We start from the raw sequence: 20,657 nt of genomic DNA, 5'->3' as shown, positions 1-20,657 counted from the left end.
CGCGGGCGCTGGTGGGCCTGCAGCCGGCGCGCGCATCCTCGAGATTAGCGCTCCTGGACGAGGGAGACGCCTGATGCGGTGCGCTCGATGCGCAGCGCTCCCCGTTGCTCGGGCCGGTCCAGGTCCTTCCCTGGTGTGACGCCGGGCCGCCTCACGGTCGCGACCGGGCGTGAAACCTCGCTCCGCTGTCAGGACGAACGAGCGTCGGCTCTCGCGGCCTCTGGCGTGGCGCGCGCGGCGCGCGCGGCGAGCATGGGGCGGAACGCGCTCCGGTACGCCCAGGCCAGGTAGAGCTCCAGCACCAGGATGGCCACGGTGACGCCCATCCCCTCCGGCGCGAGGAAGGCATGGAACGCGAAGATGTTGACGACGACCGGCGCGAGGAGCGCCAGGGCCAGCGGCACGAAGCGGTTCGACAGGAGCAGCGCCCCGGCGATCACCTCGGTGCCCTTGATCATCGGGAACATGTAGCCCGCGCTCATGAGCCCGGCGCTGAAGGCCGCCGCTCCCTCGGACATTTGAACCGAGGGTCGTGGCATGAACTGCAGGAACCCATCGAGCCCGAACACGAAGAAGACCAGCCCCATCAGGACCCGCGCGGCGACCGGGAGATAGCGAGCGATCGGCAAGGCGGCGCGCCCTTCGGCCACGTGCGCCAGATGCAGGTTTTCAGCTGCCATGACTCGATCTCCCCTTCGAGAGCGACGCGCTCCAGGTGGGCGCGACTTCCTCGATGATCTCCCTGAACCGTAGCGGGATATCCGAGAGCTCCGTCATCTGGTGAATCGTGAGCACCTCGTCGCTGCCGAACCCGACCGGGCACCGCAGGGCCCATTCGATCGCCTCCTCCTTGGAGCTCACCTCGATAAGGTAAAACCCGCCGACCAGCTCCTTCGACTCGGCGAAGGGCCCATCGAGCACGACGCGCTTTCCGCCGACGATCCCGATCCGCGCGCGGGCCCCGCTCGGGTTGAGCCCTTCGGAGGCGATCAGCACGCCGGCCTTCGTCATGTCGTCATTGTACTTCATGTAGGCGGCAAACAGCTTCTCGTCGATAGGCGCATCCGCCTCGGCCTTCGCATCGTTCGCGCCGGGCGCCTTCGCGTCGTCCTCGGCTCGTCCTGCGGTGATCATGAATCGCATCGTCGTCTCTCCTGAGGGTTCGAAGCGGGGGACCGGCGGGCCTAGACCGGGTGTCCCCCTGCCTTCACCGTGACGACGAACGAGGGTCGGTCGGATCGACACGCCGGGCGAATCTTTTTTGTCGTGTGCGCTAAATGACCGAAATCAAGCGACGTTGGACAGCCTCGCGGCCGCTGGCGGGTCCACGGACACGCCGCAGATCCCCGTCTACACGGCGCTGGCCTGGGCCGCGCAGCTGGCAGCTCTCTCGAATCGCGAAGAGCTCCGGCGTGCACAGCGGGTCGGCTCGAGCGCTCACGGCGCGCCGCCGAGCCCCGGCACCTCCGCCCGGCTGCGCCGGAACGACGCCGGGGCCACCCCGCGGCTGCGCTTGAAGGCCCGGCTGAAGGCGAACTCCGACTCGTACCCTACCCGGCGCGCCACCTCGGCCAGAGACGCCTCGCTCTGGAGCAGGATCCGCGAGGCGAGCCCCATGCGCCAGCGGGTCAGGTACGCGAGGGGCGGCTCGCCCAGCTCGGCCGTGAACCGGCGGGCGAACGCCGCGCGCGACAGCCCCGCCTCCCGCGCCAGCGTCTCCACCGTCCAGGGGGCCGCCGGGTCCGCGTGCATGCTGGCCAGCGCCCGCGAGAGCGCCGCGTCCTTCAGCGCCGGCAGCCACCCGGGCGCCGACGCGGCCACGCCGTCCGCCCACGCCCGCAGGATGTACAGGAACAGGGCGTCGAACAGGTGCTGCACCAGCACCTCGCTCCCCGGACCGGGCCTATCCAGCTCGGCAGTCACGAGCGACATGATCGCCGAGAGCGGCGGGTTGGCGCGCACCTCCTTCGCGGCGAAGTGCACGACCGGCGGAAGCCCGCGCAGCATCGGCTCGGCGAGCTGCGCGTCGAGGCAGTAGGCGCCGCACACCATGGTCGTCACCGGGCCCCCGGTGGGCAGAATGGCTCGCCGCTCTAGCAGGCGCTCGAGCGGCTCGGCCCGGCCATCGCTGGCGTGCACCAGCTCGTGCGCCAGCCCCTGCGGCAGGAGGCAGAGATCCCCCTGGTGCAGGGCCAGCGGGGCAGCGCCGTCGCGCCGCAGCCAGCAGGCCCCCTCCGTGACGATGTGGAACGTCACCTGCGCGCGGGCCTCGAGGCGCATCCCCCACGGCGCCGGCAGGCGGCTCCGGGCCAGCAGCACTCCCTTAGTGGACAGCACGCGGCACCACTCCGTGAGGACGTCGGTCGACATGGCTCACCGATCGTACAGGGCGGTGAGACGATCGGACATGAAATAAAGACATACTCGTATGGATCATCTCTCCCGGCGTCCCAATACTGCCGTGCATCCGGACGTGGCGAACATCCACACACGCCGGCAGGAGGAGAGAGAGATGGGCACCAGCAATGGCAGCGGCGGCGGCAACAAGATCCTGGTCCTGACGAGCACCGGAACGGTCGGGAAGCTGCTGATCGAGCAGCTCACCCAGGCGGGGGAGCAGGTGCGCGCGGGGTCCCGCGATCCCGCGAAGGTGGCGCCGGTGCGCGGCGTCGAGGTGGTGCGCTTCGATTACCGCGATTCCAGCACCTTCGCCGGGGCCCTGGAGGGGGTGAACCGGGTATTTTTGCTGTCGCCCTCGGGCGAGCTGTCTCAATACGATCTGCTGGTCCCGTTCCTGGAGACGGCGATCTCGGGCGGTAAGCGCAAGATCGTGCTGCTGACCGCGTCCGGCGTGGAGTACGACGACAGCCAGCCGCTGCGCCGCGTGGAGCTCTTCCTCGAGCGATCGGGGGCTCCTTACGTGATCCTGCGCCCGACCTGGTTCCTCGACAACTTCCACACGTTCTGGCGCGGGCCGATCGTCCACTCGGGGGTGCTCCCCATCCCGGCGGCGGACTCCAGGACGGCCTTCATCGACGCGAGGGACATCGCGGCCTCGGCGGTCGCGGCGCTGCGATCGGACAAGTTCGACAAGAAGGCGTTCACGCTCACCGGCCCGGAGGCGCTGACCTACGCCGAGGCGGCCGCGGCCCTGTCCAAGGCGTCGGGGCGAGCCATCCAGTACGTGAACACGGACGACGCGTCCTTCATCCAGGGGGCGCGGCAAGCGGGGATCTCCGAGGGATACGCCAACTTCCTCGCCGCGCTGTTCGGGTTCGTGAGGCAGGGCGCCGCGGCGCAGGTCAGCGCGGGCGTGACCACCTTGACCGGCCAGCCCCCGCGCACCCTGGCGCAGTACGCTCAGGACCACAAGGACGCCTGGAAGGCGTGAGCGCGGCCCGCGACCTATAGACGGTGCGGTCCGGCGAGATCCATCGTCGGACCGCACCCTCGACTCCATCGCTCGGCGCTCCACGAGGGTCCCTGAAAGTCGAGGGCGGCGCCCTCGAGAAGGCAAACCAGGCCGAGCTCGACCGCCGGAGCGTGGTAGCTCGACTGGCACAGCTGCCAGATCAGCCGATCATCGAAGCCAGAGGCGTCGAGCGCCGCGCACATGGTCGAGGCCTATTGCCCCGGCGCCGGGAGGAGGCCCAGCTGCTGCCGTGTGCGAAGATCGTCGCTGTGCGCCCAGTGCTCGGCCACCTTCTTGCCGACGTAACGCACGATGTGTGTTCCGCCGGACGCGATCGCGCGGTTCGTCGCCGGGATCCCGTGGTACGCGCCGCGGTGCGTGCCGGTGAACGAGACGCGGGCGACCAGCTTGTCCCCCTCCGCGATCAGGTCCTCTATCGTGATGTGAAAATCGGGGAACGCCTCGAGGAACATCGCGAAGGTCGCCTTGAGCCCCGCGAGCCCCGGCCCCTGCTGCGGCGGCGCCGCGTGGTCGACGACGTCGTCGGTGAAGTACGCGTCCGCCGCGGCGACGTTCCTCCGGTGCCAGACCTCCTCGACGTACTCCCGATACAGCGACTTGAGATCGTGCGTGCTCATGGCCAAAGCTCCTTCTTCGTCTCTTCGATGAAAAGCGCGGCGCGCCGTGCGCGGTCAAACCCGCGCCGTCTCCTCGAGCTCCTTGCCCCGCGTCTCCGGGAGGAACCACAGGATGAGTCCCAGCGCGATCAGCGGAAAGATGACCGTCGCCGACATGGCCGGTCCCCAGCCGACGCGCTCCGCCGCGATGCCAAGGAAGACCGGCGAGAGCATGTACGCGGTCCGGCCGAGCAGGTTGTTCGACCAGGCGAGCGCGTCGCTCCTGAGGTGCGTCGGGAACAGCTCGGTCGTGTACGCGTTCAACACGGGGAGCACGGCGCTCCCGCCGAAGATGCACAGCGCCAGCGCGGCCGTGAGCCCCGCGTGGGAGCGGAGCGAGTACCCGCCGAACACGCCGGCGGAGGCCAGCGCGAAGGCGATCACCGCGCCCTTGCGGCGGCCCACGGCGTCGAGCAGCTTCCCCGACGTGAAGACGAACGGCATGGCGACGATCGCGGCGATCATGATGCTGGTGCCCACCTGACCGTCGGTGAGCCCGCGCTCGCGGGTGGCGAACGTCTTCCAGAACGTGACGGCGTTCTGGACGCAGACGAACATCAGCCCCCAGATCAGGGCGAGCTTCAGCATCCTCCCGCGGTACTCGGAGCTGAGGATACGCGTGAACGGCTGTGCTTCCTCGTGCTTCCGCTCGAGCGCGAGCCGCTCGAACCGCGCAGTCTCGCGGAGGCCGCGCCGGGCCAGCGCGACGAGTACCAAGGGGATGGCGCCGACGAAGTAGATGGTCCGCCACCCGAGCGCGGTCGAGAGGAACAGCGGCACGAGCCCGGCGCACGTGATGGTGCCCAGGCTGGAGAACGCCTCGATGAGGCCGATCGCCAGACCGCGCCGGTCCTTCGGGAACTCCTCGGCCGCGTAGACCACGCTGACCGCGTACTCGGCGACGAGGAAGACGCGCGCGAGGAGCTGGCAGCCGGCGAACACGAAGACGTTCGGCGCGAGGCCCGTGAGCAGGGAGAACAAGGTGTAACCCGCGATGGTGATCGTCAGGAGCCGCCGCCGACCCCAGTGGTCCGCCTTGCGGACGAGGAGGAAGGCGAGCATCGAGCCAAAGCTGATGACCCCGATGAGGAGCCCTTCCCCCTTCGCGGAGAGCCCCATCTCCGCGCCGAGGTTCGGCAGGATCTGCGTGATCGCAAGTCGGTCGTAGCCCTCGAAGAACGAGGCGACGCTCAGGAACGCGAGGAGCCGCCACTGGTAGGGGGTGAGCGGCGTCTTCTCGACATCACGGGTGGCCATGAAAGTTCTGCTCCTCCGATCGAGGCGGGAGCTCGCGGGCGCGACGGCTCCGGCCCTCTGCGGCGCGCCAGGACTGGCACGCTCCCCCCACCGGAGGTCTCGACTTATCAAGTTCCGCGCCGAGACCGGCGGCGGCCGCTCACGGGAGACGCCGCTTCACCGGCATGCCAAAACGGCGAGCGAGGGCGCCGCTATCGGGAGCCGACTGCTGCGGGCGCAGCAGCGGCTGCTTTTCGCGTGTTGCAGTTGCAACATCTGGCGCCGTCAGCCGGCTCGGCGCGGGCGGTCGCCTCGCCCCGCGCGCCTCTCGGCTGCGCGATGGTCGTCCCGGTAGGCCGACGGCGACGAGCCCACGAGCCGCTTGAAGGCGAACGAGAACGCCGCCTCCGAGCGATAGCCGACCTCCGCGGCGACCTCCGCCACCAGGGCCGACCCGGACCGCAAGAGGACCTTGGCGCGGTACATGCGCCAGTCCGCGAGGTATTTGCCCGGCGACACGCCCATCTGCTCGGAGAAGCGCGCGGAGAAGGCCGCCCGCGACATGCCGGCCTCCTGCGCCAGCGCGGGCACCGACCAGTCGAGCTCCGGGCTCCGGTGCATCCGCGCGAGCGCGCGCCCGATCTGCGGATCGGCGAGGCCGCGCAGCCATCCGCGCTCGTCGGCGGGCACGTCGCGGAGGTACGCGCGCAGCGCCTGCACGAGCAGCACGTCCGAGAGGCGCGCCGTCACGATCGCCGCGCCCTCGGCCGGCGCGCTGACCTCGGCGGCGATGCACTGCGTGTGCGCCTGGATGAAGGGGCCGATCCGCTCGTCGCCGCGCAGGTGGAGCACGGGCGGCAGCGCCTCGAGCGCGGGGTGCCCGAGGGTGCCGAAGCGGAACTGCCCGCACACGATGGTCGTCGGCAGGCCGGCCCCGCCGTGCTCGATCGCGCGCCCCGGCGACGCGCCCCGGACGAGCTCCTCGATGGGGCTCGCCTTGCGCGGCCTGGGCGCGTCGCGGAGCACGTGCCCGCGGCCGCTCGGCATCACGACGAGATCGCCGCTCGCGACGGCGGCGGGCGCCCGCCCTCCATCGACCTCGAGCCAGCAGCTCCCGCGCGTGACGATGTGGATGCCCCGCCCGCCGGCCGGGAAGCGGAGCGCCCAGGGCGCCGTGAGCTCCAGCCGCCAGTACGACACGCTCTCGAGGCGGAGCTCGCCGACGATCTCGCTGAGGAGGTCCATGCTCTCCGCGCCAGGATAGAGGACCCGAGACGGTCCATCAATCCGACGCCGCGGTGGACGATCTCGAAAGGGAACGAGCCAAAATCGCATGGATGCGCCAGCGCCTGGCCGCTACAGATCGGTGCATATCCGGCGCTCCGGCCCCCGCTGGCGGGCCGGAGCGGATCTGGCGCGGGGCGCAGTCGACGCCGCGCGCCGCGACGACCTTTCATGGGTACCCCTGTACCCCCGAGACCTCAGGAGAGATCTTCATGAGCAGCGCTTCTCCTCGCATCGTCGTGATTGGGAGCACCGGCATGCTCGGCGCCCCCGTGACCCAGGAGCTCGTCGCCGCCGATTTCGCCGTGACCGCCCTCGTCCGCGACCCCGAGGCGACCCGCGCGAGCAAGCGGCTGCCGGCGGGCGTCGCGCTCGTCGCCGGCGACGTCAGCGACGTGAAGGCATTGACGGCGGCCTTCCGCGGGCACGACATCGTCTATGTGAGCCTGGCGGTGCCGATCACCGCATCCGCGAGCGCGTGGCGCGTCGAGTCGGAGGGCATGAAGAACATCGTCGCCGCCGCGCGCGAGGCGGGCATCAAGCGGATCGCCTACCTGTCTTCGCTCCTGCACCGCTACGACGGCTTCCGCTGGTGGGTCTTCGACATGAAGCGGGAGGCGCTCTCGATCCTGAAGGAGAGCGGGATCCCGAGCACGGTCTTCTTCCCGTCGAACTTCATCGAGTCGATCCCCTACCGGAGCCGCCAGGGCAGCCGGATCAACCTCGCCGGCAGCCCGCGCGAGAAGGCGTACTGGATCTCGGCGCGCGACTACGGCAAGCAGGTCGCGCGCGCCCTCGCCCTCCCCGGCAACGCGTCGCGAGAGTACGTGGTGCAGGGACCCGAGCCGCTCACCATCAAGGAGGCGGCGGACCAGTTCGCCAAGCACTACACGAAGGAGAAGCTCTCCGTGGGGGCGGCGCCGCTCGGGATCTTCAAGGTGCTCGGGCTGTTCTCGCCGACGTTCAACTACGTCTGGCACATCTCCGACGCGATCAACAACGCGCCGGAGCCGTTCCAGGCGGAGTCGACCTGGAAGGAGCTCGGCAAGCCGGAGACGACGGTCGCCACCTTCGCCGCCTCGTTCCAGTGACGGAGAGCGGCGCGACGGCGCCGCTCTCCCGGCAGCGCACCGTCAATGGTCGTGGCCGTCGTCCGTCACGGAGGAGCGTTTGCGCGCAGAAGAGTCGCCGCACACGCCGGCGACCGGCTCCGGGTGCTCCTCCTTCGCTTGCTTGATCTCCCGGTCGACGACGCTGCAAAGGATCTTGGTGCTCAGCGCGAGATCGCGGACCGGCGCGGCCTCCCTGATCCCATGGTAATTGACCGGGGCGCCGAACGTCGTGTCGAACAGGGCGCCCGCGGCGATCGCCTTGACGTACGCCTTCGCGTCGGTGCCGGCGCCCATGGCCACCGCGGGCGCCGGCTCGCCGGTCACCTCCTCGAACGCGCTGCTGATCCGGCTGAAGGTGGGGCCGTCGACCCGGCGGATATCCGGCGCGATCCGGGTGGCGGTCTCGAACGTGATCGGCGCGCCGCCGGACGTGGCGTTGAACTCGTCGACGATCTGCCCGAAGATGCCGGCGAACTCGCTCGCGTCACCGCACAGGAGCCCTTCGCTCTCTCCATCCCACGGCTGGCTGTGGTGGCCTATCGCGTACCGGATGTCGAGGTTGAGCGTGATCGCCCCGGGCTCCGGCTCGGTGTAGAGCCTTGTCAGCGCATAGGTGGTGCCGTTGCCCTCGGTGAACACCTCGTCGTGTCGCTCGAGCAGCTCGGGGTGAGCCTCCCCGAATGTCCTCGTGCCCCAGGTGGACTTGATGAACCTGCACATCCGGGCCACGTCGTTGTCGACGATCACCTCCTCCTCCGCGAGCGCGCCCAGGAAATTGGTGAGCGACACGAGCGGATTGGCGCCGTTCGCGCGGTTCTCCTGGGGCACGGACGCGTGCTGCGCGCCCGCCACCACGGTCGTCAGCTTGATCGCGTCCGGCAGGCCGGAGGTGTCGACCGTGAGCTCGGCCCGCCTGTACGACGGATCGTCGAACGGATGATCGGCATAGTCCGCCTCGATGTGCAGCGCGAGCTCCTCGAGCGCCTCGGGTGAATCGCTGCGGAGGATCGCCTCGGCCCGGTCGGGGAGCTGGTTGACGGGGCCGGAGGGGGTGTTCAGCGAGTCGATCCACACGCCCGCCGTGGGCGGCGCCTCGCGCGGGAGCGTGAACACGGGGCGCTCGATGCCCTTCTCCGCGCGCACGGCCCAGAACGTGTCGAAGATGATCTCGAGATCCGCCGCCTCCTCGGCGTTCTCCTCGCGGTACCGCCGCATCGACATGGCGCCGATCTCTTCGGTGGTGTCGAAGATGAGCTCCACCGTGATCTCGTCGAGCAGGGGGCTGCCGTCGTACGCTCGGGCGATGTCCTTGAGCACGAGGAACGTCGCCAGCGCCGGCCCCTTGTCGTCGATGGCGCCGCGGCCGACCCATAGATCCTGCTCGCCGCCGTGCTTGGTCTCGCCCCTCGACTTGGTCAGCACGAACGGCTCCCACACGTCGGTGTCCCCCGGAGACACCGTATCGAAGTGCGTGTTCAGGGAGATCTTGCGGGGCCCATTGCCGAGACGGAACCCGAAGACCCAGTAGTACCTGGGCTCGGCCGCGTTGCCGCTCTCGACCTTCCACTCCCACGGCTCGATCTCGTGGGTCTTTTGCCCCTCGTTGAACTGCTGCGCCTGGGTCTTCAGGTCATCGACGATCGCCTGCATGCTGGTGACGAACGCGTCCTCGTTCGCGAACTGCTCGGCGCGGTAGGTCTCGGCGGCGACCAGCCTGGCCAGCGCGTCGAAGCTGCCCTCGAACTCTGCGTCGACGTCAGCGCAGGCCGGCCCGGCGGCGGAGGGCGCCGGGCTCAAAGCATCGTCGTCCCGGCAAGCGCTGTACGCCAGCGCGGCGACGACAACCCAGCCCACATGAACCAGTCTACTCAACCTCATACAGCCTCCAGAATGGATTCGACTCCCATGAATCCAGTTGAACTGCGCAGACACGACCGCGTCTGCTCGCCACCTCGCGAACCAAGGGCCCAGGGGGCGAGAGCCGCGAAGAAATGACAGCTATGATTCTGACTTTTCGAGAGCGCCTGTGATTCTTATATGCAATACATAGGTGTGCCCCCGAAGCACGAACACAGGTGATCCATATGACGCAAGAGTTCGATCACAACGCGATTGTACGACTGGGAATGGCTTACGCCGAATCGAAGACGCTGCTCAGCGCCGTCGAGCTCGGCGTGTTCACGGCGCTCGCGAGAGAGCCGCTCGATTGGCAGACGCTGCGCGAGCGGATCGGCATCCACCCCCGCGCGGCGCGCGATTTCTTCGACGCGCTGGTGGCGCTGCGCGTCCTGCAGCGCGAGGACGGCCGGTACTCGAACACACGAGAGGCGGACCTCTTCCTGGACAAGACCAAGAAGTCGTACATCGGCGGAATGCTGGAGATGTCGAACGCGCGGCTCTACGGGATCTGGGGCTCGCTCACCGAGGCGCTGCGCACGGGCGAGCCGCAGAACGAGATCGGGGCGCGCGAGGACATCTTCACGTGGCTCTCCAAGACCCCCGAGAAATATCGTGAGTTCACTCAGGCGATGACGGGGCTCAGCCTGCCGTCGGCGCGGGCGCTCGCGGCGAAGTTCCCGTGGGGTCGCTACAAGACGTTCGCCGACGTCGGCACGGCCCAGGGCGGCTTGCCTGTCCAGGTCGCGCTGGCGCACCCGAAACTGACGGGCATCGGGCTCGATCTGTCGCCCGTGCAGCCGGTCTTCGAGGACTATGTCCGGGAGCACGGGGTCGCGGATCGGCTGCGCTTCCAGGTGTTCGACCTCTTCAAGGACCCGATCCCCAGGGTGGACGTGATCACCATGGGTCACATCCTCCACGGGTGGAAGCTCGCGGACAAACGGGGCTTCATCAAGAAGGCGTACGACGCGCTCCCCGAGGGAGGCGTGCTCATCGTCTACGACGCGATGATCGACGACGAGCGCCGCGAGAACGTGGCCGGGTTCATGATGAGCCTCACCATCCTCCTCGAGACGCCCGAGGGGTTCGACTACACGAGCGCCGATTGCGCTGGATGGTTTCGCGAGCAGGGCTTCCGCGAGGTCCGCGCGGAGAAGCTCATCGGCTCGGATTCGTTCGTCGTCGGCGTGAAGTGAGGAGCGCGCCCCGCTGGACTCGCTCCAGCGGGGCGCCGCGCTCTGCCCTCCACGAGCTCCGCCGGCCAGGGATCCGGAGAGAGATTTCAACGCAAAGCCGCAAAGACGCAAAGTCGCAAGCGAGCGGCGTTATCGCAGCTCCTCCGGGAGTGACGTGAGCACGCAGAGGCCGGTCTCGGCGTCGCATGTCACGCGATCGGCGAAGTCCGGGTTGATCCCGGAGCCGAACGCGCGGCCGTTCGCCAGGTCGGGGTGCGGATCGCAGAGGCTCGGATCCGGCACGCCGCCGGGCGCGCACTCGACCGCGGGATAGAGGCCCACGACGCTGTAGGACGCAGAGCAGCCGTCCTGCGTGTACGTCAGCTCTCCGACGATCTGCGTGCCCGGGTAGGCGGCTGTCACGTAGATGCGGAAGTTGCTCCATGCATAGCTGATATCGACGGCCGGGTGCTGCGTGGGCGGCGTGCCCTCCGGCGCGTCGGCAGGCGGGGGCTCCTCGTACGCGGGGAAGCTCAGCGTGGCCTCGGTGAACGAGGGGACCGAGCAGACGTCGCTGCCGTCCGGATCGACGGAGGCGAAGTCTCCGAGCGCGTCGAGCGCTGTCGGGCCGAGCTCCACCTGCGCGCCCTGGGCCGCGAATGCGGGAAAGGCGATCCCCGAGGCCCGGACCGCGAGGTGGGCCCTCGTCGGATCAGGGCGCTGCGGGTTCCCGGCCTGCCGGGGGTTGTACTTCTCGAGGCCGATGATCTCCCCCTTCAGCGTGTCGCACGCGCCCTCGCCCCGCTTCGAGCCGGGCTTCAGCGTGTACTTCGCCGCGAAGCCGCCGTGGGCCGCTGTGCAGGTGACGCGCCTCTGCTCGCAGGACGCGGCGAGCGTGAGGAGCGCGAGGAGCGCGAGAGATGTTCCGAGGATTCGTCTCATGGTCGTGTGTCTCTCGGGGCCATCGCCCTAGAAGGTCACCTTGGCGCCGATCCTGAACGTGCGCGGCGCCTGATACGCAACAGGCTTTCCGAAGTTCGGGTTCTTGTTGATCGGGTTGAACGCCGAGCCATCGACGTTCTTGAGCTGCCCGAGATCGCCCTTCGTCCCGTTCACGATCGGGAGGACGGAGGCCACCGTGTACCGCTGGTCCACGGCAGTCGCCGCCTGGAAATTGAAGATGTTGAACGAATCGACCGTGACGGTCAGCGTGCTCTCCTTGGCGAGCTGCACGCCCACGCCGACGTGGGCATCGACGGAATGCGCCCAGGGGAGGCGCTCGCCGCTCCCGCGCTCGAGGATGTAGACCTGATCGGGGCCATAGAGCGGGTGCGAGCCGAGGTGGCTCGTCGGCCCTCCGGAGGCGGACCGGTACGTCCCTCCCACGCTGACGATCACGCGGTGATGAACCGTGAAGTCCTTGGCGCCGAAGACCTTGAACTGGTGCCTGCGATCCCCAGGGAGCGGCCCCGTGCGGTTCGGCAGGAGCGACACCAGATCGAAGTCCGAGTTGACGTTCGGATCGAGCTGCCCGGTCTCGGGGCGGAAGAGCCCGGCCCAGTTGCCGCGCAGGTAGGAGATCGTGTAGCTCGCCTGCGCGAGCCACGCGTCGGCGAACGCCTTCTCGGCATGGACGGTGACCGCATCGTAGTCGCGCGTCGGCTTCGGGAAATCCTTGGCGACGCCGTAGCCGGGGTTGCCGATGAGGTACGTCCTCGCCTCGTCCCGGCTGATGTCCTCGATGACCTGGTTCTGGTAGCGCTTCGTGTACTGCGCCCCCACGCGCAGCCGGGGATAGAGCTCGACCTCGCCGCCGAGCACGATCTCGTCCGTCGATTGCGGTTCGAGGTCCGGATCGATGCCGCCGTCGCCCCCGATGACACGCCACTTCTGGTTGGGGCTGTACGGGGCGGCCGTCGGGATCAGGTTCTCGTTCCGATCGCACGCGTCACGCTGCTGCGCGCGGTCCCGGGGGTCGCACACCGCCGCGGCGTGCAGCGTGAAGACCTGCCGTTCGCCGGGGAACGCGCGGTCGATGATATTGAGCGGCACGCTCTCGTAGAACCGCGCGTAGTTCACGAACAGCTTGGAGCGGCCGGCCTGCGTGAAATCGTAGATCACACCGACGCGCGGCGACCACTGGTTGGGGAGGGCTATCGCCAGCTTGTCGTCGCCTCCATACAGCAGCTGCGCGTCGTACCGGACCCCCGCGTTCAGCGTGACCTTGTCGAGGATGCTCCAGCTGTCCTGCACGAAGCCGCCGATCGTGGTCGATTTCGACACCGTCTCGAACTTGTCGAGCGGCACGCCCTCGTCGGGGTTGGCGATGAAGCCGAGCCGGCGGAAGCCGGTGAACGCGGCCCCGTCGGTCGTCTCGGCGAAGACGTTGCGCCCGGAGTGGCCGCGGGACGACGCATAACGCATCAGCTCGAGGTCGGCGCCCGCCTTGACGATGTGGTGGCCTAGCGCGGTGAACAGGCCCGTGAACACGGCCTTGCCCTGGTACCTGTCGAGCGTCGTCTCGCTGAGCGCGCCCGGCCCGCCGCTGAAGTACGTCGCGACGGGGCACCGCTCGGCGGCCTGCGTGCCCGCGGGATCGCAATCGCGCGTCGCCTCGGACGGCTCGAAATCGTTGATGGAGTGGAACCCGGGATCGCTCCTTTGCCAGTGGACCTGCGCGATGTCGGAGAGCCCCTTCCCGCTCCCGATCCTCGTGCCGTCGGCGGCGCGGATCGCGTTCTCCTCGTGGTGGACGCCGAGCGTGACGTCGAGCAGGTACGTCTTGTTCTGGAACGCCGAGGACCACTTCAGCGCGCCGTCCGTCGCGCTCGACACGTACCTGTGCGCGAGGGCGCCGAAGCTGCCGTTGATGACGTTGTTGCTCGAGCTGTTGTTCAGCTCCACGGTGCCGTCCTTCGGGCTGATGCCGAAGTCGCCGTCTCCCCCCGACGTCGTGGGCGAGCCGTAGACCGACAGCGCGACGGTGTTGTCCGGGTCGATCAGCCACGTGAGCTTGCCGAGGTACTGGACGCTCTGCTGGGTGGCGTAGTAGACCCGCTGAGTGCCGGGGATCGGGTCGGACCGGCCAAAGCGCAGCTCGCGCTCGAGGCGGTAGCTCGCGGCCGAGGGAGAGACCCCGGCGAAGAACCAGAGCCTGTCCTTCAGGATCGGGCCGCCGATCTCGACGCCGACGTCCCGGAGCGACGACAGCCGGGTGTCGGTCGTGATCGTGCTCGCCTCGCTCTGCACCCCGGTCTGCGACGCCTCGAAGAGGCCCGGCGTGATGCTGAAGAACACCGCGCCGTGAAGCTCGTTCGAGCCCGACTTCGTCACCGCGTCGAGGTAGCCGCCGGTGGCGCGGCCGTACTCCGGCAGGTAGCCCCCCGTGATCACCTTGACCTCCTTGATGAACTCCACCGACAGCGGCGTCCCGATGACGCCGAAGGCCGGGTTGTTCACCGACAGGCCGTCGATCACGTACTGGTTCTCCGGCGACGTCGTCCCGCTGATCGACACGCCGTAACGGTCGGCGCTCGCGCCGGGCGCCACGTCGGCGAGCGCCTCGAAGGAGCGGGTCGCGGCGCCCTTCGCGCCCGTGGGGATGAGCGGGATGCGGCTCGCGAACTCCGAGCCGACGTTGACGCCGGTCGCGCTCGACCCGACATCCACGATCGGCGCGCTGCCGACAACGACGATCTCCTCGGCCTTCAGCGCCTCGGGCAGCAGCTCGCTGTTCACCCGGATGGTGCTGTCGACGCGGAGCTCGATGCCGCCGCGGCTGTACGGCCTGTATGCGTCCTTGTCGAGCCGGAGCGTGTACGTGCCCGGCGGCAGGTTCGGGATGCGGAACTGGCCGGAAGGGTCGGTGACGACCAGCTGCTCTCCCTGGAGCGCTGGGGAGGTGACGGTCACGACGACATCGGCGGCTGGCTGCCTCGTCGACGAATCGAGGACCGTGCCTGTCAGGACGCCGGAGCCGGTGGCGAAGGCCGAGGTCGGGAGGAGCAGGCTGGCGGCCGCAGCCAGCCGCGCGGCCCAGACACCGCGCCTTTCATGCATGAAGTTCACAGATCTCCTATCAGGGTGTGAGGGCCGCCGGCCCGCCACCGGCCCACCGCCGGCGGCGGGCGCGACGGCCGTCGCGAGGCCGAAAGAGAAACGCGAGCAGAGGAGCGCACGGGGATGGGGCCGGCCTCGCCATCGGGGTGGGAAAAAAGCGGGCGGCGCTACAGCTTGGAGTACCGGTGCTCCAGGATGGCCTTCAAGTTGGCGATCTCGATCTTGTGGATCGCGTCGAAATGCGGCCAGATATCGCCGACCCAGGCCCGGTCCGTCCGCGCGCGGGGCTTGCTGATGTAATCGGGGAGCTCCCCCGTGGCCCTGTCGTAGTAGGGGTGTTTCACGTTGGTCCAGAGCACGATGGTGCCCGGCTTGCGAATGGTGGGCCTCGCGTCGACGAAGCGGAAGTGGTACCGCATCCACAGCTCGTCGCCCTGGTCCCAGGCGCAAGGGTAATCGACGACGCGGCTGTCCGGGTAGGCCTCGGCGCGAACGTAGATCGACGTATCCTTCGCGAGGAACTCCTTCCCCTTATAGAGGCCGCCGCCGATGTGGTGGAGGCTCCGCAGGCTGAAGGTCCACTCCTCCAGGCTGTAGACGTTCGCCGCGTACTCGTACGCCACCTCGACCGGGACGTGGATGTACTCGCCGAGGTGGCAATACTGGCCGAAGATCTCCTCGTGCGAGTACGTCGGCTTGGTGATCCCCTCCAGGTGCTTCACGCACTCCTCGATGGAGTGATCCTCGGAGACGTACAGGCCGGGGATCTCCCTGCTGGAGACCCCGTTCTTCACGAGCCCGGATCGGCTCCACGGCCCTCTGTCGTCATGTGCGGTCATCGTGCTCTCCTTCAATTCGACATCACAATCACATCACGTCGTACGCTGGCCTGCGCCGTGCCGGCTCGCGTCGCATCTCATCGGCTGGGCGCCGCGCTAGAACGGCGACAGCCCCACGGTCACGTCGGCGGTCGGGAACTCGTTGTAGCTGTCGAGCACCGAGAACTCCGCCGTCGAGCCGCCGATCAGGGTCCCGAGCGGGTTCTGCGCGCGGGTCTCGAGGGTGGCGTCCGCGCCGCCGAAGAAGAGGTTCGATATCGCCGTCGACTGCTTGACGGGGCCGCGCCAGGTGGACACCCACCAGTTGGCCACGAACGGCGCCGGGGGCCCGCTGGGCGTCGCGACCGTCCCGTCGACGACCAGGCGAGGGTAGCCGGGGAACGGCACGCTCACGTGGAGGTCGCCGACGCCGCCCGAGAACGCGAGATCGTAGTCGAGCGACGGCACGTACTGAACCAGGAAGCCGGCCTGAAGCAGCTTGTACGCGAGCAGCGCGTGGTCGGTGTAATACCAGAGCGTGTAGCTGTTGACGTCCCCGGTCCCGTCGGGCGGAACGACGGCGAGGCCGACCTGGACGACCGAGCCCGGCGTCGGCGTGCCGCCGTTCACCGAGATGCCGTCGGCGTGCGACGTCCTCACGACGATCGGGGTGACGGGCCCCCCCTCACCGGCGAGCACGAACTCCTCCGGGACCAGGGCATCGGCCTCGTCGGTCGGGACGAGATCCAGGCCGATCGTCTCGACGACGTTCGTCAAGCTGAGGCTGAACCCCCGGATCTCCTGCTGTGCTTCAGCGGTGATCTCGGGGTCGGCGGCCTCCACGGCGCAACCGGCGGTGAAGACGCTAGCGAGAAGCAGGGAACTCACGGAACCGCGCAGATACATCAAAGCCTCCTCATGTCACCGACTCCAGCGCCGGCAATCAACCAATGATGACTCGACCTCGAACAACAACAATGGACATAATTCAAAATCAACACACCTCGATCCATCGAAGCCATTGGGCATGACAAGGCATTTCGCGACTCTCCAGGAAACGCGAGCTCGCCCGAGATCGCCGCGCGATGACGCCTCCGCGCGCCGTCATGCCGCGAACGCCGACGCCGGTATCGTCGGCGCGTCCGCCCCGAGGAACGGCGCGAAAGGCGGGATCTCCTCGCGCAAGAGCCGCAGATCGAGCACGCCAGGCACGTCGCGGTGGTTGCCATGATAGTCGCTCAGGCGCTCGCGCAGCTCCTGCGGCGTGGACGCGGAGCCCACCCAGAGCCGGCCGCCCGGGGCGAGCCCGCCCGCGAGGGCCGCGAAATCGACCTCCGGATAACGAACGGCCTCGATCCGGGACTCGAAGAGGAGCTGTTGGCGCGTGACGCACATCCCGTGCATCGCGTTGTTGAACACGACGAACAGGATGGGCAGGCCGAGATCGACGGCCGTGTGCACCTCCAGGCCGAGCATCAGGAACGATCCGTCGCCGCAGATGACCGTCGTCCGCGTCCCGGGCTCCGACCCGAGCTGGGCGCCGATGGCGCCGGGGATCGAGTAGCCCATTCCCCCCATCCCGAGCGCGATCGTCGATGTCGAGCCCTCCGGGACGGGGAGGTAGTGCATGGCCGCGGCGGCGCAGTTGCCGGCGTCGAGCACGACGTGGCCCTTCGCCGGCAGGAACTCCGCCAATATGGCCAGCGCCTCGCTCTGCAGGAGCGTATCGGGCCCCGCGGCGCCCGGGTCGTCGCCCGGGATGGCCGGCGCGAGGCGGGGCTCGTAGCAGCGCCGCGTGTACCCTTCGATCGGAGGGAGCGGTGACATCGGGCGCCTCTCCAGGAGATCGAGCAGCGCGCGGAAGGCGCGGCCGACGTCCGCATACAGGGTGATCTCGGGCTGAAGGACGCGGTGGATCGCCTCGGGATCGACGTCGATGACGACGAAGCGCTTGTCCTTGAAGCTCTTCTCGACCGCGGCGCGCGTCATGACGTCGAGCGTCGCGCCCGCGGCGATGACGAGATCCGCCTCGTCGCGCAGGTACGCGTGCGCCGACGGGTGTCCCGCCGCACCGACGGTCCCCAGGTACAGCGGGTCGTCGTTCGGAAAGTCGGCGCGGGCCGACATCGTGGTCACCACGGGGAGGCCGACCGCGCGCGCGAACGCCTCGACCGCGCCGGCGTCGTCGGAGCGGCGCACCCCCTGGCCGACGAGGAGCAACGGGCGGCGCGCGCTGCGGATGGCCTCGAGCAGCGGCATCACCTCGCCGATCCCGACCGGCCGCGATCGGCAGAAGCTCTGGAGATCAGAGGGCCAGTCGACCGGGGGCGGGCTGACCTCCTGATCGAAGAGGTCCCGGGGCACGAGGAGCACGGCCGGGCCCTGCCGGCCCGACGTCGCCGCCACGACCGCTTCGCGCAGCATCGGCCAGAAGTCGTGTGGGCTCCTGATCTTTCCGACGTACTTCGAGATCGAGCGCCAGAGCAGGACGGCATCGACGCAGTTGCCGATGCCCGACGAGTCCTGGAACGCCCCCCGCCCCTCGAGCGACGTCGGGGGCTGGCCGACGATCGCGAGCACGGGGACCGCCTCGGCGTAGGACTCGGCGATCCCGACAGCCAGGTTGAGCATCCCGCCGCCCGACGTCGCGCAGCAGACCGAGAGGCGCCTGTGGACCCTCGCCCTGCAGTCCGCCATGAACGCGGCGCCCGTCTCCGTCCTCGCGAGGACGGAGACCAGCTTCCCTTGCCCGTGCCGATGAATGGCGTCGTGCAGGTGCTCGATGTTCGCGCCGCTCACTCCGAAGACGTATTGAACGTCCCAATCCCTCAGCATCTCGACCAACGCGTCGGCCAACTTCATACAGCGTGTACCTTCCGTGCGTGGACCTCGGGCGACTACTGCCAGCGCAGCACCATCGAGCTCACGAAGTCTCCGCCGTTCGAGAATGTCCCGAGCGCGACGATATCGCCGCGTCGAATGCGGCCGCTCTCCAGCGCGTCCGCGAGCGTGACCGGAATCGATCCCTGGAACAGGTTGCCATAACGCGACAGGGTGTCGTGCGTGCGCGGGGGGAGGATCCCTATCCGGGCGCGCCACTCCTTGAGGAACGTCTCGTTCGGCTGGTGGGTGATGAGGAGGTTGACGTCGCTCGGCGACAGCCGGGCCTCCGCGAGGCACCGCCCCACCGCGTCAGGCACGAGCTGCAGCGCGTTCGTGCGGATCGCCTCGACCATGTCCCTGGAGAAATTGACGGTGATCGGGCCGCAGCCGCGCTCCCAGTAGTTCTTGAACACCCCGTCGACGACGTCGGGCTCGAAGCGGAACAGGCCGTAGTGCTCGCCGTGGGAGCGCTCGTAGCGGGCGATGATCGACGCCTCGCCGGGCGTCACGAGCGTGGCCGAGGCGCCGTCGCCGAGCACGGACGACCGGCGGGACTTCTGGAACTCGGGCAGGCGAGAGATGAAGTTCGTCACCGTCACCACGACGACGCGCTTGTACTGGCCCGACTCGACGAACGCGCGGGCCGTGTTGAGCCCCGACAGGTACGAGGAGCAGCTCGTGTCGATGTTGAGGATCGTCGCCTGCCGGGCGCCGACGCGGTGCTGGATCGCAGGGCCGATGCCTGGCCAGAACGTGTCGGAGAAGATGCAGGAGCACACGAGGAGATCGATCGTCTCGGGGAGGATCCCTGTCCTCTCGAGGAGCCGCTCGACGGCGCGCACGCCGAGATCCTCGGAGAGGTAATCCGGCGAGGCGAACCTCCGCTCGTGAACCCCGCTGAAGAAGGCGTTGTCCGCCAGGGCGTCCTCGGAGCTGCCCTCGGGCGGCTCGTTCACGACCCGGCGCTCCGGCATGAAGCTGACGACATCGATGATCTGAGCCTTCATAATGCCATTTCCCCGGAGCAGGCGTGTCGGCGCAACGCCCGAGGAGCGAGCGTCGAAATGCTGCTACGGCGAGCGACCCAAAGCGGCGCGCGGAGCCAATCACCGCTCCCCGGAACGACCGAGGCCGCCGACACCATCGCTCGACTCGCGGCCAAGTAAACAAGGAGCGTGCCGCACAGCTTGCTGCCCCTCGCCGCGTTCGGCCTCTCGACACGCCGATTTGTCGTCTGGACTTGTCGGGCAGATTTCGGCCCTACTTCACCGACGGCAATGCCGAGCGACCGCAATGGATTCTGCGTGGACGGAATCAGCGTCCGCGATCCATCGCGGGAAGCGATGGCCGCTGCTGCTAAAGCATCAGCGTTACTTATCGACTGCTGCCCCCGCAGCACCCGGCGCGTGCGACGGGCCGCGCCCTGCCGCTGTCCCGATCGCGGCGGGCTGTGCGCCTGGTTCGGACGAGCGGCGGGGAGGTGCGCCGGCGGGCGCGATGGCTGCCCTCTGGCGCGCGCATTGCCAGGCGGCACGCCCTTGCTATCCGGGGGCGGTCAATCCGCCGTCCCACCCGACAGAGAAGAGGCAACCATGGCGAACATCGATGCCGTCATTCCGACCGCCCCTGCCGCGGCCGCGGCGACCGCGGTCCAGGCGGAGCGCGCGGCCTTGCTGACGTTCTACCGCGCCTTCAGCGAGCGGCGGCCGGAGCTCATCGACGAGGCGGTGACCCAGGACTGGGAGGACATCCCGCTGCCCCCCGGTCAAGGGGTGGGCCCTGAGAGCGTCAAGCCCATCCTGCGCGCGTTCTTCAAGGCCTTTCCCGACGTGAAGCTCGAGGTGCTGGACATCCTCCAGGAGCCAGGCCGGGCTGCGGTCCGGTCAGTCCTCACGGGGACCCATCGAGACACGTTCTTGGGGGTGGCGCCGAGCGGGAGAGAGATCCGCGTCCCCTGCCACGATTTTCATGCGCTGCGGGAGGGCCGGATCGCGCGGACGTGGCACCTCGAGGACTGGTTCACCGCATTGGCGCAGATCGGCGCGTGGCCCCCGGCGCCCTGAGCGCCCCGCCTCCGGGGTGCCCGGGGCGGCCGTCGGGGC

At 68.9% G+C, this 20,657-nt stretch carries 17 protein-coding genes; 4 read left to right on the top strand and 13 right to left on the bottom strand.

Annotated features, from left to right (window positions below):
• Window positions 1-188: 188 nt before the first annotated feature.
• The 3 genes from WMF19_RS06925 to WMF19_RS06915 form a co-directional block, all read right to left on the bottom strand.
• The gene (locus WMF19_RS06925) at window positions 189-680 is read right to left on the bottom strand and encodes a DoxX family membrane protein (protein ID WP_437898339.1); all 492 of its coding nucleotides are present in this window, start codon (window positions 678-680) and stop codon (window positions 189-191) included.
• A complete protein-coding gene (locus WMF19_RS06920; protein ID WP_437898337.1) occupies window positions 670-1,143 on the bottom strand; it encodes a YciI family protein in 474 nt (157 codons plus the stop codon). Before WMF19_RS06920 ends, WMF19_RS06925 begins: the two co-directional genes overlap by 11 nt.
• A 294-nt stretch (window positions 1,144-1,437) precedes the next feature.
• The gene (locus WMF19_RS06915; RefSeq protein WP_437898336.1) at window positions 1,438-2,370 is read right to left on the bottom strand and encodes an AraC family transcriptional regulator; all 933 of its coding nucleotides are present in this window, start codon (window positions 2,368-2,370) and stop codon (window positions 1,438-1,440) included.
• A gap of 142 nt (window positions 2,371-2,512) precedes the next feature.
• Here WMF19_RS06915 and WMF19_RS06910 point away from each other — a divergent pair, with 142 nt between their 5' ends.
• The gene (locus WMF19_RS06910; RefSeq protein WP_437898335.1) at window positions 2,513-3,391 is read left to right on the top strand and encodes an NmrA family NAD(P)-binding protein; all 879 of its coding nucleotides are present in this window, start codon (window positions 2,513-2,515) and stop codon (window positions 3,389-3,391) included.
• A gap of 233 nt (window positions 3,392-3,624) precedes the next feature.
• Here WMF19_RS06910 and WMF19_RS06905 read toward each other — a convergent pair whose 3' ends face one another.
• From WMF19_RS06905 to WMF19_RS06895, 3 genes are all read right to left on the bottom strand, one after another.
• Window positions 3,625-4,050: an ester cyclase gene (locus WMF19_RS06905; RefSeq protein ID WP_437898334.1), complete on the bottom strand. Its 426-nt coding sequence runs from the start codon at window positions 4,048-4,050 to the stop codon at window positions 3,625-3,627.
• A gap of 54 nt (window positions 4,051-4,104) precedes the next feature.
• Window positions 4,105-5,346, bottom strand: a complete 1,242-nt coding sequence (locus WMF19_RS06900) for an MFS transporter (protein WP_437898333.1) — start codon at window positions 5,344-5,346, stop codon at window positions 4,105-4,107.
• A gap of 264 nt (window positions 5,347-5,610) precedes the next feature.
• A complete protein-coding gene (locus tag WMF19_RS06895) occupies window positions 5,611-6,570 on the bottom strand; it encodes an AraC family transcriptional regulator (protein ID WP_437898332.1) in 960 nt (319 codons plus the stop codon).
• A 251-nt stretch (window positions 6,571-6,821) separates the two neighbouring features.
• Between WMF19_RS06895 and WMF19_RS06890 the strand changes: the two genes are divergently transcribed.
• Window positions 6,822-7,700 (top strand): SDR family oxidoreductase, encoded by an 879-nt coding sequence (locus tag WMF19_RS06890; RefSeq protein ID WP_437898331.1) that lies wholly within the window; start codon window positions 6,822-6,824, stop codon window positions 7,698-7,700.
• Between the two features lie 42 nt (window positions 7,701-7,742).
• Here WMF19_RS06890 and WMF19_RS06885 read toward each other — a convergent pair whose 3' ends face one another.
• A complete protein-coding gene (locus tag WMF19_RS06885) occupies window positions 7,743-9,599 on the bottom strand; it encodes a M20/M25/M40 family metallo-hydrolase (RefSeq protein WP_437898330.1) in 1,857 nt (618 codons plus the stop codon).
• A 206-nt stretch (window positions 9,600-9,805) separates the two neighbouring features.
• Here WMF19_RS06885 and WMF19_RS06880 point away from each other — a divergent pair, with 206 nt between their 5' ends.
• Complete coding sequence (locus tag WMF19_RS06880) at window positions 9,806-10,816, top strand: methyltransferase (RefSeq protein WP_437898329.1); 1,011 nt, start codon at window positions 9,806-9,808, stop codon at window positions 10,814-10,816.
• A gap of 129 nt (window positions 10,817-10,945) precedes the next feature.
• Here the strand turns inward: WMF19_RS06880 and WMF19_RS06875 are convergent, their stop codons facing one another.
• The 6 genes from WMF19_RS06875 to WMF19_RS06850 form a co-directional block, all read right to left on the bottom strand.
• Complete coding sequence (locus tag WMF19_RS06875; RefSeq protein ID WP_437898328.1) at window positions 10,946-11,737, bottom strand: hypothetical protein; 792 nt, start codon at window positions 11,735-11,737, stop codon at window positions 10,946-10,948.
• Window positions 11,738-11,764: 27 nt separating this feature from the next.
• Window positions 11,765-14,854, bottom strand: coding sequence for a TonB-dependent receptor (locus tag WMF19_RS06870; protein ID WP_437898327.1), 3,090 nt, complete (start codon window positions 14,852-14,854; stop codon window positions 11,765-11,767).
• Window positions 14,855-15,021: 167 nt separating this feature from the next.
• Entirely contained in the window at window positions 15,022-15,693 is a 672-nt protein-coding gene (locus tag WMF19_RS06865) for a hypothetical protein (protein WP_437898326.1), read from the bottom strand.
• 96 nt (window positions 15,694-15,789) lie between these two features.
• Window positions 15,790-16,560, bottom strand: coding sequence for a hypothetical protein (locus WMF19_RS06860; RefSeq protein ID WP_437898325.1), 771 nt, complete (start codon window positions 16,558-16,560; stop codon window positions 15,790-15,792).
• Between the two features lie 216 nt (window positions 16,561-16,776).
• Window positions 16,777-18,534 carry a thiamine pyrophosphate-binding protein gene (locus tag WMF19_RS06855; RefSeq protein ID WP_437898324.1) on the bottom strand — a complete coding sequence of 586 codons (1,758 nt, stop codon included), beginning with the start codon at window positions 18,532-18,534 and terminating at the stop codon, window positions 16,777-16,779.
• Window positions 18,535-18,569: 35 nt separating this feature from the next.
• The gene (locus tag WMF19_RS06850) at window positions 18,570-19,562 is read right to left on the bottom strand and encodes a 3-oxoacyl-ACP synthase III family protein (protein WP_437898323.1); all 993 of its coding nucleotides are present in this window, start codon (window positions 19,560-19,562) and stop codon (window positions 18,570-18,572) included.
• Between the two features lie 585 nt (window positions 19,563-20,147).
• Here WMF19_RS06850 and WMF19_RS06845 point away from each other — a divergent pair.
• Entirely contained in the window at window positions 20,148-20,618 is a 471-nt protein-coding gene (locus WMF19_RS06845; protein ID WP_437327992.1) for an ester cyclase, read from the top strand.
• The last annotated feature ends 39 nt before the right edge of the window (window positions 20,619-20,657 follow it).

Origin of the sequence: Sorangium sp. So ce124, assembly GCF_051525235.1 — a bacterium.
Lineage (GTDB): Bacteria > Myxococcota_A > Polyangia > Polyangiales > Polyangiaceae > Sorangium > Sorangium atrum.
Note: the sequence above shows the minus strand (reverse complement) of the source record. Positions and strands in the feature narration are given on the sequence as shown.